The 15,199-nt window shown below is 69.8% G+C and carries 14 protein-coding genes; 4 read left to right on the top strand and 10 right to left on the bottom strand.

The window, feature by feature from the left end:
* Positions 1-13: 13 nt before the first annotated feature.
* Positions 14-625, bottom strand: coding sequence for a uracil-DNA glycosylase (locus tag B7438_RS17015; RefSeq protein ID WP_085370876.1), 612 nt, complete (start codon positions 623-625; stop codon positions 14-16).
* Positions 626-701: 76 nt separating this feature from the next.
* Between B7438_RS17015 and B7438_RS17010 the strand changes: the two genes are divergently transcribed.
* Positions 702-1,982: a sodium:proton antiporter gene (locus B7438_RS17010; RefSeq protein WP_085370875.1), complete on the top strand. Its 1,281-nt coding sequence runs from the start codon at positions 702-704 to the stop codon at positions 1,980-1,982.
* 5 nt (positions 1,983-1,987) lie between these two features.
* On the opposite strand, the gene B7438_RS17005 is transcribed toward B7438_RS17010, so the two are convergent.
* From B7438_RS17005 to B7438_RS16995, 3 genes are read right to left on the bottom strand one after another with little or no spacing between them, the layout of a single operon-like run.
* Positions 1,988-2,800 carry a hypothetical protein gene (locus B7438_RS17005; RefSeq protein ID WP_085370874.1) on the bottom strand — a complete coding sequence of 271 codons (813 nt, stop codon included), beginning with the start codon at positions 2,798-2,800 and terminating at the stop codon, positions 1,988-1,990.
* Between the two features lies 1 nt (position 2,801).
* Positions 2,802-3,494 (bottom strand): iron-containing redox enzyme family protein, encoded by a 693-nt coding sequence (locus tag B7438_RS17000; RefSeq protein ID WP_085370873.1) that lies wholly within the window; start codon positions 3,492-3,494, stop codon positions 2,802-2,804.
* Position 3,495: 1 nt separating this feature from the next.
* Positions 3,496-4,653 (bottom strand): 3-oxoacyl-[acyl-carrier-protein] synthase III C-terminal domain-containing protein, encoded by a 1,158-nt coding sequence (locus B7438_RS16995; RefSeq protein ID WP_085370872.1) that lies wholly within the window; start codon positions 4,651-4,653, stop codon positions 3,496-3,498.
* A 268-nt stretch (positions 4,654-4,921) separates the two neighbouring features.
* On the opposite strand from B7438_RS16995, the gene B7438_RS16990 reads away from it, so the two are divergent.
* Positions 4,922-7,018 carry an Ig-like domain-containing protein gene (locus B7438_RS16990; RefSeq protein ID WP_085370871.1) on the top strand — a complete coding sequence of 699 codons (2,097 nt, stop codon included), beginning with the start codon at positions 4,922-4,924 and terminating at the stop codon, positions 7,016-7,018.
* Between the two features lie 71 nt (positions 7,019-7,089).
* Here B7438_RS16990 and B7438_RS16985 read toward each other — a convergent pair whose 3' ends face one another.
* The 6 genes from B7438_RS16985 to B7438_RS16960 form a co-directional block, all read right to left on the bottom strand.
* Entirely contained in the window at positions 7,090-8,127 is a 1,038-nt protein-coding gene (locus B7438_RS16985; RefSeq protein WP_256922093.1) for an alcohol dehydrogenase catalytic domain-containing protein, read from the bottom strand.
* 125 nt (positions 8,128-8,252) lie between these two features.
* On the bottom strand, positions 8,253-9,107 hold the full coding sequence (locus B7438_RS16980) for a phosphonatase-like hydrolase (RefSeq protein WP_085370869.1): 855 nt from the start codon (positions 9,105-9,107) through the stop codon (positions 8,253-8,255).
* A 59-nt stretch (positions 9,108-9,166) separates the two neighbouring features.
* Complete coding sequence (locus B7438_RS16975) at positions 9,167-10,375, bottom strand: TIGR03364 family FAD-dependent oxidoreductase (RefSeq protein WP_247597180.1); 1,209 nt, start codon at positions 10,373-10,375, stop codon at positions 9,167-9,169.
* Positions 10,372-11,973 carry a phosphonate ABC transporter, permease protein PhnE gene (gene phnE / locus B7438_RS16970; RefSeq protein WP_085370867.1) on the bottom strand — a complete coding sequence of 534 codons (1,602 nt, stop codon included), beginning with the start codon at positions 11,971-11,973 and terminating at the stop codon, positions 10,372-10,374. Before phnE ends, B7438_RS16975 begins: the two co-directional genes overlap by 4 nt.
* On the bottom strand, positions 11,973-12,827 hold the full coding sequence (gene phnC, locus B7438_RS16965; protein ID WP_085370866.1) for a phosphonate ABC transporter ATP-binding protein: 855 nt from the start codon (positions 12,825-12,827) through the stop codon (positions 11,973-11,975). The genes phnE and phnC overlap by 1 nt, the downstream gene beginning before the upstream one ends.
* A gap of 214 nt (positions 12,828-13,041) precedes the next feature.
* The gene (locus B7438_RS16960; protein ID WP_085370865.1) at positions 13,042-13,980 is read right to left on the bottom strand and encodes a phosphate/phosphite/phosphonate ABC transporter substrate-binding protein; all 939 of its coding nucleotides are present in this window, start codon (positions 13,978-13,980) and stop codon (positions 13,042-13,044) included.
* On the opposite strand from B7438_RS16960, the gene B7438_RS20395 reads away from it, so the two are divergent.
* Both B7438_RS20395 and kynA read left to right on the top strand, forming a co-directional pair.
* Complete coding sequence (locus B7438_RS20395; RefSeq protein WP_143466024.1) at positions 13,967-14,182, top strand: hypothetical protein; 216 nt, start codon at positions 13,967-13,969, stop codon at positions 14,180-14,182. The genes B7438_RS16960 and B7438_RS20395 overlap by 14 nt on opposite strands.
* A complete protein-coding gene (gene kynA / locus B7438_RS16955; protein ID WP_085370864.1) occupies positions 14,179-15,039 on the top strand; it encodes a tryptophan 2,3-dioxygenase in 861 nt (286 codons plus the stop codon). Before B7438_RS20395 ends, kynA begins: the two co-directional genes overlap by 4 nt.
* Positions 15,040-15,199: the final 160 nt, after the last annotated feature.

Here is a 15,199-nt window from a genome sequence, read left to right as displayed (position 1 = left end):
TATGTGAGAACGCTCAGGATCGGGCGTTCAGTGCCAGCACCTGCTCGGTGAACGCCCGGGCGCCGCCCTGGGCCGGATGGCGCACGGCGGGCGCATCCACCCCCTCCGCTGCGAGCGCGCCCTGCGCCTTCCTGCCGACAGCGACGATGGTCTGGATGCCGAACGCCCTGGCCAGTTCGAGGGCGACGGGTGTTCCGTCGCGCACCTCGGCGGGCCGCGGAGTGCGGTTGGTGCGCGGGTCTCCGGCGACGAACGGGTGGTGCGGGTAGATCGGCCAGGTGAGCGGCAGCGGCCCGCGCCAGTCGGCGAGCGCCGCCCAGACCACCCTGCTCGACGCCTCCCACGGGGCCTGTGGATGCTCGGGCAGCTCCAGCCCGGGAACGGCGCGCGCGGCGGGCCCGCCCTCTCCGGCCTCGCGCGCGGAGACGAACGGGACGCCGGTGACCGTCATGCCGCGCCAGCCCGGCGCCTCGGCGAGGAGCAGCACGCTGGTCCCGTGCACGGCGGCGAGGTAGCGGCGGAGGTTGCGCTCCCGCATCCGGCCGAGCTCGTCGTCGCCGTAGAGGTACTCCGCGTCCGGCGGCACCGGCACCGCGTCGAGCAGGCGAAAAAAGGTGTCGAGCATCCCTTCATGGTCGCAGACAGGGCAGAATTGTCCCACCTCGCGCCGCGGGGCCGAGAGTCGGAGCGAAGGGTCCCGGATGCCGACCATCATCCTCGTGGGGTTCGCCGCGATCGTGCTGTGGTCGCTGGTCGCTCATCGGTTCGAGCGCAGCGGGATCGCCGGGCCGCTGGCGCTGGCCCTGATCGGTTCGCTGGTGGTGCTCATCGACATCCCGGCGTTCGTCGAGGCCGTCGACAGCGATGTGGCCGAGCACGTGGTGGAGCTGATCCTGGCCGTGCTGCTGTTCGTGGACGCCTGCGAGGTGAAGGGCGGCGTCTTCGGCGGCGAGGGCAAGATGATCGCGCGGCTGGTGCTGATCGCGCTCCCGCTGTCGCTCGCGCTCGTGGTCGTCAGCGGGCTCTGGCTGCTGCCCGGCGTGAACCTGTTCGTGCTCATCGTCATCGCCTGCGTCGTGATGCCGACCGACTTCGCGCCGGCGACGGCGCTGCTCCGCTCTCCGAGGATCCCGGCCAGAGTGCGGCAGATCCTCAACGTGGAGAGCGGGTACAACGACGGCCTCATCTCCCCGATCTTCGGTATGTCGCTGGCCATCGCGGTGGTGCTGCCAACGCTGATCAAGGTCGCGGACAGCGGCACGGAGCCGTCGCACAGCACCGAGACCGAACTGGAGAAGAACGTCGAGGACTTCATCAACGCGTTCTTCGGCGCCGTGCCGGCGACCATCGTCGCCATCCTCGTCGGTGTGCTCCTCGGCGGCGCGATCGGTCTGCTCACCCGGTGGGCGTCCGGCCGTGGCTTCGCCAACCCGACCGGCGTGCGCATCGTCATGCTGGTCACCCCGCTCCTCACCTACGGGATCGCGACGATCCACGGGGTCGGCGCCAACGGTTTCGTCGCCGCCTTCGTCGCCGGGGTGATGTTCCGCTTCACCCGCACGCGCAAGACCGGGCAACTGTCGATCGCGCACGACGAGCTCGTGCTGGTGGAGGAGGTCGGCGTCCTCGCGACCAACTTCGTCTGGTTCGTCCTCGGCGCCATGACCACCGACATGATCGTCAGAGGCGTCGACTGGATGCTCCTGCTGGTCGCGCTGCTCGCGCTCACCGTGTTCCGCGCCGCGCCGGTCTACCTGGCGACGCTCGGCTCATCCATCTCGTGGCGGGACCGCACGATCGTGGGGCTCGTCGGGCCGCGCGGAGCCGCATCCATCGTCTTCGGCCTGCTGGCGTTCAACAAGCTGCCCACCGGCGCCGGAGACGACGTCTGGGATGTCGCGGTGCTGACGGTGGTCTCGAGCATCATCCTGCACGGCCTGGTCGCGCCGTACATCGTGAAGCGGCTGCCTGCCCGGGTCTGATCGCGTCAGGCGAGCTCCACCAGGCGGGCGTGGGCGTACTCGCAGACGAGGGCATGCAGGTAGACGGCCTGCGGTACATCCACGTTGGAGTCCATGCGCAGGCTCAGCGCGCCGGTCTTCCAGTGCCGGAACGTGTCGTCGTCGCAGACCACCGCGAGCAGCTCGAGGAGCGAGTCGTCGAACCGGATGGAGTGGATCGCCCTGCGGTACTCCTCCAGGGTGAGCGCCATCGAGAACGGGATGTTCATGAAGCAGAGGGCGGTCTGGATGTCCAGCCTGAGCAGCCGGCGGCGGCCGCGCTCCGGGTCGATGGAAGGGATATCCAACCGCTGCAGGTCGAGGGGTTCGCGCCGGGTGACCGGAACGCCGTCCAGCGCGATGAACACGTCGTAGACGTTCACGTCGTGCTCGACCACGGCGTGGTCGCCCAGTCCGGCGAGGGTCACCGGCCGCAGGGTGACCGGCTCCATCGCGGCGGGGGTGTTGCGGATGAGGAAGTTCACGAGGTTGGTCTCGACCACGAAGTGCCGGATCAGCAGCTCCACCGCATCCGGATGCACGAACCGGCGCAGGAACCAGACGCAGAGCACATCCATCGTGCCGAGCGACATCCAGCGGAACGGCAGCACCCGCTTGACGATCGAGACCAGGGCGACGATCACCCGGGACAGCACCCGGGCGATCGGGTACAACCAGCGCCGGGACAGCCGCCGCTGGTCGTCCAGGATCTTCCGCACCAGCGCGCGGTCGAGCGGGATGGACGGGTCGGCGGAGATCGCATCCCACATGCTCGGGTCGGACAGCCCTACCTGCGGCATGTCACTGATCCAGTTCCTCGAGCTGCAGCACGTACAGCCTCGCGACCACCTGCGCGCAGCGCACGATGTCGTCGGCCGCGGCGTCGTCGATGATGCCGGAGGTCAGGATCGCCTCCAGAGCCCCGGTGTGCTCGGCGTCCGCATCCTGGTGGTAGCGCATGAAATGCACCTGGTTGTCTGCGAGTCCGAGCACCTCCTGGAACCGCGCGGCCCAGCCGGCCGCCCGCTTCGCGCCGAGCCCCTCGATGATGAACATCGCGCCGAGCAGGCCCACCGGGTTCGGGCGGTCGGCGTAGTGGAACATGTAGCCGGACAGCGCCTCGGAGCCGAGGTTCTTCCTGCCGGCGCGCAGCTCATCCAGCGATCCGCCGATCGCCACGTAGTCGCGTTCCAGCATGAGGTAGTCGCGGTGCTCCTCCTCCGCGTGGCGGATCGCCGCCGACCGCAGGGTGAAGTGGTCGACGTCGAAGCTGGACGCCGCGCGGGAGATCCACAGCGACCCGTCGACCACCTGCTGCCGGAGGTTGAAGAGCAGCCTGCTGTAGTCGTCGATGGTGACCGTGCCCTCGGCGAGCCTGCTCAGGATGGGGACCCGATCCAGCCGCTCCTCCAGGTCGGCCCACACCTCGGTCAGGCGGGTGACGAGGGATTCGGCGACGGCGGTCGCGTCTGGCGTGGCTGTGGCTGTCGTCATGTCACTGCTCCTTGGTGGTGTTCTGCGTGCTGGTGTTCTGCGGGGCTCCCGGCCCCACAACGGTGAGGTGGGCGAAGGCGAACGAGAACCGGCCGGACTCCGGCACGGCGAGAAGCACGGTGTCCCCGACGGCGAACCGTCCGGTGCTCCACGCCTCCTCCAGCGCGATGAAGATGCTGGCGGAGCCGGTGTTGCCGCGGCTCTCCAGGTTGGAGAACCAGCGGTCGGTGTCCAGGGTGGGCAGGCGGCGGCGCAGGGAGTCGAATGCGAGGTCCCTGAACGTGTTGGTGCTGTAGTGGCAGATCACGTGGTCGAGGTGCTTCACATCCACCAGGCCGATGTCGACCAGCTCCTCGAACTGCTTCAGCCCGGCCTCCGCCAGCTCGTCGAGCACGCTCACGTCCTGCCGCAGCAGGAACATCCCCGCCGCATCCGCCTCGGCGACGCTGACGTCCTGCCAGGTGCTCCCGACGCTCGCCTCCGTGCCGTCCATCCCCGCCCGCATGCACACCGGATGCTCGTGGGCGAGCGACACCTGCCGCACCCAGTCGAGCCGCAGCGACGGCCTGCTCGGGTGCGGCTGGAACTCCAGCACCACCGCCCCGGCGCCGTCGGAGAGCATCCAGCGCAGGAAGTGCGAGTCGAGCCCTGCGCGCTTGCCGTCGAACCGGCGCTGCCGGAGGCTCCGACTGGGCAGCTCGGAACCGACGACGGCGGCCCGTGGATGGTCGCCCAGCCGGATCTTGCTCGCGGCGGCATCCAGGGCGGCGAGGCTCGACGCGCACACGCCGGAGGCGGACAGCACCTGCATGGGGCCTCCGCCGAGCCTGCCGTGCACCATCGACGCGAAGCCGGGCACGAGCACGTCGCCCATCGTGGTCGCCGTCGCGAGCATCCGAAGGTCGGAGGCCGGGATCCCGCGGTCGTCCAGGGCAGCCTGCAGCGCCTTGACCGCGAGCTCTTCGTTGAGCTCCGTCGGCTCGCCGTGCTCGTCGAGCGCGTAGTGCCGCTTCCGGATGCCGTTCGCAGCCAGCACCCGACGGCGGATGCGCTCGGTCACCGGGTCGTCGCCGCCGAGCCTCGCCGCGATGCCGTCGTTGTCGACGGGCTCCCCCGGGAGGTAGCTCCCGAAGCCGGTCAGGTATGCGCTTGCCGTCATGGCGCGATTCGTGTCATCGGAGGCGTCCTTTCGGTCAGGCAAACATACCTGACACCAGTTTTCGGACCCGCGACCGTCGAAGCTACCCCCCTTTGTGTCGTCGTCTGTCCCTCCCTCGCGCACGCCGCGTCAATTGTATATCGGATATACCCTTTTGAATATAAATCTTTGTCGTCGCAAAGATGTGAAACTGGCGCCCTAGGGCTGGCCCCTCCGCGACGCGTCACACGACCTGTCCGGTGAGAACTGAGAAAGGAATCGCATCCCCATGCGAAGCAAGAGATCACATTCACACGCTGCAGCCACGAGGCTCTGCGCCCTCGCGGCGTTCGGCGCACTGACCGTCGGGTCCGCCGGGCTCGCCGCGCCGGCGAGCGCGACGACGCTCCAGGAGACGGGTTCGGCGCCGACCACCATGCTCGGATGGTCGGAGAGGACCGTCGGCAGCCACGACGAGTGGCGCGGCGACTTCACCCTGCGGGTGAAGTCCGGCACGGTTCCGTCCAAGATCGAGTGGAACTACGCCCCGTACAACCCGGCCGCCTGGGCCGCTCTGACCAAGGTTGCCTCCGTCCAGGCCTCCGTCGCCAGCGTGTACTCGATCGTGCAGACCGTCCAGGACGGCGAGGAGGACGTGCTGTACATCAGCGCCCGCGGCGACGCGTCCGTGCCCGCGGTCGCGCAGTCGATCACGTACCAGCTGGGCCTCCGCATCACGATGGCAGACGGGACCACGACCACGACGCATGCCGTGGAGAACGTCGGCAGGAACGCATCCACCGGCCGCCCCGTGCCGATCGAGGCGTGGGGGACGACCACCTCCACCCTCCCCGGCTATTACGGACCGAACTCGGAGACCGGTTGGGGCAACGTCGTCGCCGCCGACAGCTCTGACGCCCTCCTCGGAGTGAAGTTCCACGTCGACGCGCTCAACTCCGGCCGCTCTGCCGCCAACGGCTGCGACGTGACGGACTCCCTGTACTACCAGTTCGTCCGCGGCGACGACGGAACGCCCGCGTCGGTCACGCCGACCCCACAGCTGATGAGCATCGCGAACCACTCGGCGGGCGTCAAGGGCGCTGTGCTCGTCAACGAAGGCCGGTTCTCCCTCGACGCTCCGGGATACTACAAGCTGGTGATCTGGCCGCAGGCCTCCAGCTCGAAGGACACCGCCCCGCAGGACTGCACCGGCGTCTCGTACGACCCGGCCGTGCTGAGCGAGAGCACCCAGGTCGGCAGCGTGTTCTGGAAGATGCCCACCACGCTCGCGCAGCCCGTCACCGCGGTGACAGTCGCAACGCCGGCGGACAGCGAGGTCGTCTCGACCACGAAGCCGGTGTTCTCCGGTACGGGACACCCCGGGGCCACCGTCGAGGTGAAGGCCGACGACGGCACGCTGCACGGCAGCGCACTCGTGGATGCTGACGGCCAGTGGTCGGTCGAGGCCGCGAACCACCACGCCGACGGCGAATACGCCGCCACCGTGACGCAGACCGCGGGAGCCGACGTCAGCTCGGCGTCGGTGGCGTACAGCGTCAGCACCGTCACCGCGGTCACCGCGGTCACCCTCACCTCCCCCGCCGACGGCGAGACCGTCACCGTCGCGCGGCCGGTGTTCTCCGGCACCGGGCACCCGGGAGCGAGCGTGGTCGTCCGCGGAAGCAGCGGTTTCGTGCTCGCGATCGCCACGGTCGACCCCGCGGGCACCTGGTCGGCCACGTCGACCATCGAGCTCGGGAACGGCGCATACGTCGGGGTGATCGAGCAGACGTTCGGCGCATCCACGACCACCGCAGCTCTCCGGTACTCCGTCGTTCGCACGCCGGACGCTCCCGCCATTCCGTTCGCCGTGACCAGCCCCACGGTCGACGGCACGCTCGTCAGCATCAGGCCCATCTTCCGCGGCACCGGCACGCCGGGCGCGACGGTCGAGGTGCACGGCAACAGCGGTCGCGTGATCGCCAGCGCGACCGTGGATGCAAGCGGAAACTGGTCGGCGCAGTCGACCGTCGACCTCGAATCCGGCCCATACATCGGCGCCATCCACCACACCACCGGTGGCGCGACCACGGTGAACCCGATCTCGTACCGAATCGCGAGCGCCGTCACCCTGACCAGCCCGGTCAGCGGCGGCACCGTGTCCGGCCCCGTTCCCACGTACTCGGGCCGCGGAGACGCCGGAGCGACGGTGCTGGTCCGCGGATCCTCCGGCCGGACGGTCGCGACGACCACGGTCGGCGCGGACGGCACCTGGTCGGCCGACGCGCTGTTCGATCTGACCGCCGGCGAGTACGTCGGCTTCGTCGTGCAGATCATCGACGAGGTCGAGACCCACACCGTTCCCATCTCGTACACGGTCTCCTAACGACCGTTCACACCACGCAGGGACACCAGGCGTGACCCGCTCACCGCGAGCGGGTCACGCCTGACCCGCCTCTACGGCCGGAGCCCCACCCGCGGGTGCCGTCCTGCCGCAGCGAGCGCCGCATCCACGTCGGCCAGCCGGAAGGTCTCGCCCACCTGCGCCGCGAACGGGTAGCGCTGCCACGCGCCGGCGAGGTATCGCACGGCCTCCGCCAAATGGCGAGGGGCGTAGTTGTGGACGCCGCGGATGGTGAGCAGGCGGCGGACCAGCTGCTCGGGGTCGATGGCGAGGTCTGGACCGGGGGAGACCGAGCCGACGAGCACGAGGACGCCGCCGACGTCCACGGCGTGGAACAGCGAGCGCACGGCCGTCGGTGCCCCGGAGAGTTCCAGCGCGATCGTCGGCGCAGCACCACGACCGCCCGCTGCGGCGAGGGCGGCGTTGAGGCCGCCGGGGGCGTCGATGGCGACCCGGGGGTCGCTGACCGCCGCCGCGCCGAACGCGAGCGCAGCATCCCGGCGTTCGGCGATCGGGTCGCTGACCACGACGTGCGCGCCGGCGTCGGACGCCATCGCGGTCGCCGTGAGACCGAGCATCCCCGCCCCGGCGACGAGCACGAGCGCGCCCTCCAGGGGGGTGATCCCGGATGCCGCCTCCAGCGCAGCCGCGACCGTCGCGGTGGCGCACGATGCCGGCGCCAGCACCTCGGCGGGCACGTCCTCGGGGACGGCGACCATCGGGGTGCCGTCGAGGATGTGGCCGTGTGTGGCGAAACCGCCGGACAGCTCCCAGCCCCTGCGCATGCGCTCGTGACCGTACTTCTGCAGGTTCGCGCATTTCTGCGGCAGGCCGCGACGGCACCTGCTGCACCGTCCGCACGGCACCGCGACCGACCAGACGATCCTCTCGCCGAGGCTCACCCGGTGACCGTCGATCGTCTTCGCTCCGCCGCGGCCGAGCGCGACCACCCTGCCCACCTGCTCGTGCCCGAGGATGAGCGGCGTCGGCGCCGACCGGTGCCCGAGGACCGTGTGCACGTCCGAGCCGCACACCGTCGCCAGCTCGATCTCGACCAGAGCGTCCCCCGGCGACAGCCGCACCCCCGGCACGGCCACCGCCTCATGCAGATGACCCTCCCCCGGCCACACCATCGCTGTCGCCGACGGATAGACGCTGACCCCTTTCCCCAAGCGCGCTGGTGGTTCCACCACGCGCGGGGTCACCGCCCGCACGGTCATCGTCCGGCGGTGTCGTCGAGGCCGAGCAGCTCAGCGAGGTCGGCGATGCTCGCGATGACCGCGTCGGCCCCCGCTTCGGTCAGTGTCTCCTCGTCGTGGGCGCCGGTGAGCACGCCGACAACGAGGCCTGCCCCTGCGGCGATTCCGGATGCGATGTCGCTCGCCGTGTCTCCGACCACGACCATGCCCTCCACGCTCGTTCCCCCCGTGCGCAGCAGTGCCGTCAGCGGGAGGTCGGGGAACGGACGGCCGCGACCGGCCTCCGCCGGGCTCAGGGTGAGGTCTGCGAGGTCGCGCCAGCCGAGCGCATCCAGGACGGCATCCTGGGTCGGGCGGGAGAAGCCGGTGGTCAGCGCGACTTTCACCCCCAGCTGCCGCAGGTGCCGGATGAGGTCTTCCGCACCAGGGACGGCGCGCAGCCCTTCGCTCGCCGCGAGCTCGCCGTACGCGGACTCGAACAGGGCGTTGGCGTGCTGCGCCTGGTCTTCGTCGTCGGTGAGGGCGCGGAAGACGGCGATCTTGGACTGGCCCATCGTCTCGCGCACGTAGTCGAGCGCCTGCTCGCGCTCCTCCGGCGTGCTGCCGATGCCCGCCGCGTCCGCCGCGCGCTCGAAGGCGCGCTCGACCAGGCCGTCGTCGACGACGGTGGTGCCCGCCATGTCGAGCACGACGAGTTCGAGGTCTGCGTCGAGGTCGTCGGCGTCGTCGAGGTCGTCGTCACTGAACTCCTCGTCGTCCTCCCAGTCCTCGTCCGTCGCGTCGTCGGCGGCGTGCTCGTCGACCGCCGTCCCGGTGGATGCGCGGCCGAAGTCGTCGAACTCGCTGGTGATGATTCCGTCATCAGTGCTCATGGTCGGTGCCCTTCTGTGGTGGTTCAGGTGAAACTCGTGAAACGGGTGGAGGTGGGGTCTCAGCCCACGCGCGCTGCGCCGGGTGCGCCGGCTGCGCCCGCGGTGGCGAGAACGCCGGACGCCGACGAGAACAGCTCGTCGACCACCCGCTCCGCGAGGCCGAGGCCGGTCGTCATCCCGATGCCGGTGGTCACCGAGACCACGCGCACTTCGGGGGCCGGCGCGGCGACGAGGAACTCGTCCGGTGCGGAGGCGTAGACGCCCTGCCACCGCTCCCTGACCCGGATGCGGTCGGTGCCGAACAGCAGCCGCGCCTGTTCGAGCAGCAGGTCGTACGCCGCCTCCGACTGGAACGGAGGGACATCGGCCCCTCGGTAGTGCGTGTCGCCGACGATCAGCCCGCCATCCGGCCGCTGCGTGTACATCTGGTTCAGATCGAGTGCCGACAGCTCGGGATGCTCCTCCGCCAGCCGCTCGCGCAACGCCGCTGCGCTCGGCGTGTGCGCGAATCCGGCGTACCGCACCAGGGACCAGCCCGTCAGCAGCGGTGCGCTGAGCGGCCGGTCGAGTTCCGCATCCACCAGCATCATGTCGAGTCCGCAGCGTTGGATGCCGTGCGCCTCGGCGAGGCCGGGGAAGAGGTGGTCGACGTCGTGATTGACGGCGACGACGACCGCGTCGGCGGACAGCGTGCCGCGCGTGGTGTGCACGGCCCCGGTCTGCACGCCGAGCACGGCGGTCTGCCAGAAGAAGTCCACGCCGTGCGCATCCAGCCAGCGCACGATCGCCGGGGCGGCCTCGCGCGGATCCACCTGCAGGTCGCGCGGCAGCCACGCCCCACCGATCGCCACACCGTCCGCGACCGGGATGCGCTCACGCACCTCCGCCGGCGTGAGCAGCCGCACGTCGGAGCCGCCCCTCCTCTGCCGGAACTCGTCGAGCACGGCCAGCTCGTCCTGCGCCTGCGCGACCACGACGGTCCCGCTCTCCCGCAGCCAGAATCCCGCCTCGGGGGCGAGCGTCAGCCAGAGCTCCCTCGCCAGCTCGGCGTACGCGCGCGCCTCGCCTTCCTGCCCGGTGATGCAGAGGTGCCCGAAGTTGCGGACGGACGCCCCGACGACGCTCGACGCCCTGTCGACGACAGCGACCGTGAGGCCGCGCCGCAACGCGGCGACCGCGTGCCCGAGTCCGACGATGCCGCCGCCGACGATGGCGAGGTCGTAGTGTCTGCCCATCCCAGTGCCCTTCCTGCCCGAGGCGCCGCTCATCGCAGCGCCTTCCTCATCCAGACCGCGATCCCCTCCACGATGAAGACGGTCGCCATGATCACCAGCACGAACGCGAAGACCTCGTTCCAGGCCGACACGCGTGCCGCGTTGTTCAGGTAGAAGCCGATCCCCCCGCTGCCGACCACGCCGAGCACGGTCGCCGCACGGATGTTGCTGTCGAACAGGTAGAAGCTGTGGCCGACGAACGCGGGAACGCTCGGAGGAACGGTGGCCGACGTGTACACCTGCAGGCGGCGGGCGCCGACCGCGGTGAGCGCACGCTGCGGCCCGCCCGGCACCTCCTCGATCGAGTCGGCGAACAGCTTGCCGAGCAGGCCGACGCCGCCGAACGCCAGAGCGAACACGGCAGCGGTCGGACCGAGCCCGGTGATGATGATGAGCACGATCGCGAGCACCAGCTCCGGGACGCCGCGAACGGCGACGAGGATCACGCGGAAGATGTTGCGCGTCGCGGCGTTCGGGGCGACGTTCCTCGCGGCGAGCGAGCCGACCACGAGCGAGAACAGCAGACTCACCACGGTCGCGGCGAGCGCGATCAGCACGGTGTCCCGCATGGCGACCGCGATCTGCTCCACCGAGTACGGCTCGAAGGTCGGCGGCCAGAACTTGATCAGCGGCAGGTTGCGCCAGAACGTGAGGAAGTCGCCCCAGTGCACCTGCGCGATCAGCAGGGCGCCGACGATCACCACGCCGGTGAGCACCCAGGTGATCGTGTTCCTCACGCGGCGGGCACCGAGGCTGCGGGCGGCGCCGCCTCCGAGCATCCCGCGCCGGACGGTCGAGGAGACGACCTCCATCAGCACGCACAGCGCGAACATGACGAGCGCGAGCGCCATGGCGGTGCGGTAGTCGAGGGTGGCGAGCGCCTTCCACATCTCGTAGCCGAGCCCGGCGACGCCGACGTAGCCCAGGATGATCGACCCGCGCAGGTTGATGTCGTTGCGGTGCAGGACGGTCGCGACCCAGCTGGGAGCGACCTGCGGCACGATGCCGGAGAAGAACTCCTGCGCCTTGCTGCCGCCCGCAGCGCGGATGGCGAGCCTCGGCCCTTCGTCGATCTGCTCGATGGCGTCGGCGAACAGCTTCGAGATCATGCCGACCGAGTGGATGCCGATGGCCAGGATGCCCGGAAGCGTGCCGAGCGTGAACAGCACGGCGAAGACCATCGCGAGGACGACATCCGGGATGGACCTGGCCATGACGGTGATGAACCGACCGGCCCACTGCGCCGCCCTGTTCGGGCTCGTGTTGGCGGCGGCGAGGTAGGCGACGGGCACCGAGATGATCGCGGCGAGCAGGGTGCCGAGCACGACCATCCCGAGCGTCTGGCCGATCGCGGGCCACAGCACGTCGGGCGCAGGAAGACGGAGCGGGACGATCCGGCCGAAGAAGGCCTCGGCCTTCGGGATGCTGCGAACGACGGTATCGAAGCTGACGCCGAGGACGGGGAACGCGATGATGCCGGTGGCGAGCAGCGCGATCAGGACGACGACGGCGGCGACCCTGGACGCGGGCGGCCGTGGGCGGCGGAGCGCAGCAGTGGATGCGCGCGCGTCGGCGAGCGGGACGGTGGCCATCAGGCGCGCGGGGCGGCGGTCGGGGCGGCGAGGTCGAGCTCAGCCGCATCCACTTCGGCGGCGAGCTCGTCGTCGATGACCGTCAGCTCGCGGGTGGTGGCGGCGGCCCTGCCGTAGATCTCCATCACCTGCGCCTTGTCGAGTCCGGCGGTGGGGGTGTCGAGCACGACCTGGCCGTGGCGGAGGCCGACGATGCGGTCGCCCCAGCTGAGGGCGAGGTCGACCTGGTGCAGGCTGCAGATCACGGTGAGGCCGTTGTCGGCGGCGATCTCGCGGATGAGGGCCATCACCTGCTCGCTGGACTCCGGGTCGAGCGACGCGACCGGCTCGTCGGCGAGCAGCACCTCCGGGTCCTGCATGAGCGCGCGGGCGATGGCGACGCGCTGCTGCTGGCCGCCGGAGAGGGTGTCGGCGCGCTGGTACGCCTTGTCGGCGAGTCCGACGCGGTCGAGGTGGGCGATGGCCTTGCGGCGCAGGGCGGCGGGGTAGCTGAACGTGCCGAGGCGTGGTCCGCGGAGGGTCGCGAGCGCCCCGGTGAGGACGTTCTCGAGCACCGTGAGCGGGCCCACCAGCTCGAACTGCTGGAAGATGAAGCCGATGCGGCTGCGCAGCGCCCGCAACGGCCGCGCGCCGAGCTGCGGCACCGACTGGCCGAGCACCCTGACCTCGCCACTCGTCGGTCGCTCCAGCCCGTCGATGTGGCGGAGGAGCGTCGACTTGCCGGAGCCGGACAGGCCGAGGAGTACGACGACCTCGCCCCGTGCGACGCTCATCGTCACGCCGTCCAGCGCCGTCGTCTCCGCGAATCTCTTGGTGACCCCGGCCACCTCGACGATGCGTGCTGCCTCGCTCATGTTCCTCAACCTGTCCCTGCCATCCGAAACCTGCGGCAACAGTAGGAGCCGGGTGCGTCCGACGCCGCAACGCCCGGTTACCGCCAGGTGAACGGCGGGCGGCGTCGAGGGGCGGCAGCGGCATCCACTGGCCGGATATGCGAGACCGCCGCCCGCCCGGTGAGGGCGAGCGGCGGCCGTGGTGCGCGTTAGTGCTGGTGCGCCAGCTCGTGCGTTACTTGACCTCGCACTGCGCGGCCTTGGTGACCTTGCAGATGTCGCGGATCTGGTCGTAGTACTTGTCGTCGACCGGGCTGAAGGCGAAGAAGGTCGCCTTGAAGCCGTCCGAGTCCGCGTTCTTGATTCCGGCCTTCTGGATGTCGGCGATCGTCACGGAGGAGAGCTTGTCGCTGAGGTCCTTCTTGATCTCGTCCGGGAGGGTGTTGGAGAACACCATCGGAGCGCCGGGGACCATCGTCTTGGCGACGACCTTGAGGCCGGGCTGCGCTTCGACGGCGGAGTCCTCAGCGAAGCCGGCGTCGCACTCCGCACCCTGCGAGACCTTCAGCGCGGACGCGTCGTGCTTGCCAGCGAACACCGGCGTGATGTCCTTGGCCGGGTCGATTCCGGCCTTCAGCAGGTTGTAGGTGGGGAAGAGGTAGCCGGAGGTCGAGCTCGGGTCGACGAAGCAGACCTTCTTGCCCTTGAACTCTTCGAGCTTGGTGATCGACGACTTCTCCGGCACGACGGCCTCGGAGTAGTAGCCGGGCTTCTGCCCTTCCTTGGTGATGATCGACGCGAACGGTGTGATCTTGGCGCCGCCGTTGGTCGCGGTGACGTAGGTGAACCCGGAGAAGCTGGCCACGTCGATCTGCCCGGCGATGGCCGCCTGGATCAGCGCGGTGTAGTCGCTCGACTCGCGGTACTCGACCTTCTTGCCGGTGATCTTCGCGATGTAGTCGGCGATCGGCTGGTAGTTGGACTGCGTGTTCACGGTGTCGGGAACGACACCGAAGACGAGCGTGCTCGAGTCCTTCGCGAAGGTCGCGGCCGACGCGCCGGACGATGCGCCGTCGGTCGAGCTGGCGTTCGCGGACCCGGTGCAGGCGGCGAGGCCGAGGGAGAGGACGAGCGCTGCGCCGACGGCGAGCGTCTTGGAGATGGACAGTTTCATCGAAGACCTTCCTGGTGTGGTGCGTGGTCTGAGGCATCTGCGCCGGACGGCGCTGCTGTGGGACGTTGGAACGGTACGGTCGCCATGCGACGCGCCCGGCAACCTCCGGTTACGGCTCGATGAACGCGCGGAGGCGGATCGGCGGGCCCGGCGCATCCACCTGTTGCAGTTTCGTGACGACCGGTGCAATATTGCAGCATGACCGTCGACGACAACACGCGCGCGTTCGATCCGGGGATCGTCACCGACTTCCGAAAGCGGATGTCGTACGGCTCCTATCTCGACCTGGAAACCCTGCTCAGCGCCCAGAAACCGGTGAGCATGCCTGAGCATCACGACGAGCTGCTGTTCATCATCCAGCACCAGACGACGGAGCTCTGGCTGAAGCTCGTCCTCCACGAACTCGAGTCGGCCCGCGATCTCCTCCGCGCAGACCAGCTCGCCCCCGCACTGAAGCGCATCGCCCGCGTCAAGCACATCCAGAGGACCCTCACCGAGCAGTGGTCGGTGCTCGCCACGCTGACGCCCACCGAGTACGCCGAATTCCGCGGCTTCCTCGGCAACTCGTCCGGCTTCCAGTCGTACCAGTACCGGGCCGTCGAGTTCGTGCTCGGCAACAAGAACCGCCGGATGCTCAGCGTCTTCGAGAACGACCCCGTCGCGCACGCCCTCCTCGCCCAGCTGCTGGAAGCGCCCAGCATCTACGACGAGTTCCTGCGCTACCTGGACCGCGCCGGGTTCGCCGTGCCCGCCTCCGTGCTCGACCGCGACGTGACGGAGGCATACGTGTTCACCCCCGAACTCGTCCCGGTCTTCCGAAGCATCTACGAGAACGCGTCGGACAACTGGGCGGAGTACGAGGCCTGCGAAGAACTCGTCGACCTGGAGGACAACTTCCAACTCTGGCGCTTCCGCCACCTCAAGACCGTGCAGCGCACCATCGGCATGAAGACGGGAACAGGAGGCTCGACCGGCGTCGGCTTCCTGCAGAAAGCCCTCGAACTCACCTTCTTCCCCGAACTGTTCGCCGTGCGCACCGAGATCGGCGCCCCGCAATGACCCCGACCGCGCAGAGGTACACGTTCGACGCAGTCTGGGACGGCCACGCCTTCCGCGGCCCCGCCACCTACGAGGTCGACGGCGACCTGCTGCGCGCCGTCACTGCCACACCCGCCAGGGCCACCCCCGCGGCGCCATCCGCGGTCGCAGCACCCACCCC

The sequence above is a fragment of the Leifsonia sp. NCR5 genome, from assembly GCF_002105485.1.
In the GTDB taxonomy this organism is placed as follows: Bacteria; Actinomycetota; Actinomycetes; order Actinomycetales; family Microbacteriaceae; genus Leifsonia.
The sequence above is the reverse complement of the archived record's forward strand: the minus strand, read 5'-3'. Positions and strand labels throughout refer to the sequence as shown.

Excerpts from the sequence above, each read along its gene's own strand:
- B7438_RS17005 (WP_085370874.1), bottom strand. The coding sequence starts at position 2,800 with ATGCCGCAGGTAGGGCTGTCCGACCCGAGCATGTGGGATGCGATCTCC.
- B7438_RS17010 (WP_085370875.1), top strand. The coding sequence starts at position 702 with ATGCCGACCATCATCCTCGTGGGGTTCGCCGCGATCGTGCTGTGGTCG.
- B7438_RS17000 (WP_085370873.1), bottom strand. The coding sequence starts at position 3,494 with ATGACGACAGCCACAGCCACGCCAGACGCGACCGCCGTCGCCGAATCC.
- B7438_RS16975 (WP_247597180.1), bottom strand. The coding sequence starts at position 10,375 with ATGAGCGGCGCCTCGGGCAGGAAGGGCACTGGGATGGGCAGACACTAC.
- B7438_RS17015 (WP_085370876.1), bottom strand. The coding sequence starts at position 625 with ATGCTCGACACCTTTTTTCGCCTGCTCGACGCGGTGCCGGTGCCGCCG.
- kynA (WP_085370864.1), top strand. The coding sequence starts at position 14,179 with ATGACCGTCGACGACAACACGCGCGCGTTCGATCCGGGGATCGTCACC.
- B7438_RS16960 (WP_085370865.1), bottom strand. The coding sequence starts at position 13,980 with ATGAAACTGTCCATCTCCAAGACGCTCGCCGTCGGCGCAGCGCTCGTC.
- phnE (WP_085370867.1), bottom strand. The coding sequence starts at position 11,973 with ATGGCCACCGTCCCGCTCGCCGACGCGCGCGCATCCACTGCTGCGCTC.
- phnC (WP_085370866.1), bottom strand. The coding sequence starts at position 12,827 with ATGAGCGAGGCAGCACGCATCGTCGAGGTGGCCGGGGTCACCAAGAGA.
- B7438_RS16990 (WP_085370871.1), top strand. The coding sequence starts at position 4,922 with ATGCGAAGCAAGAGATCACATTCACACGCTGCAGCCACGAGGCTCTGC.
- B7438_RS16980 (WP_085370869.1), bottom strand. The coding sequence starts at position 9,107 with ATGAGCACTGATGACGGAATCATCACCAGCGAGTTCGACGACTTCGGC.
- B7438_RS16995 (WP_085370872.1), bottom strand. The coding sequence starts at position 4,653 with ATGACGGCAAGCGCATACCTGACCGGCTTCGGGAGCTACCTCCCGGGG.
- B7438_RS20395 (WP_143466024.1), top strand. The coding sequence starts at position 13,967 with ATGGACAGTTTCATCGAAGACCTTCCTGGTGTGGTGCGTGGTCTGAGG.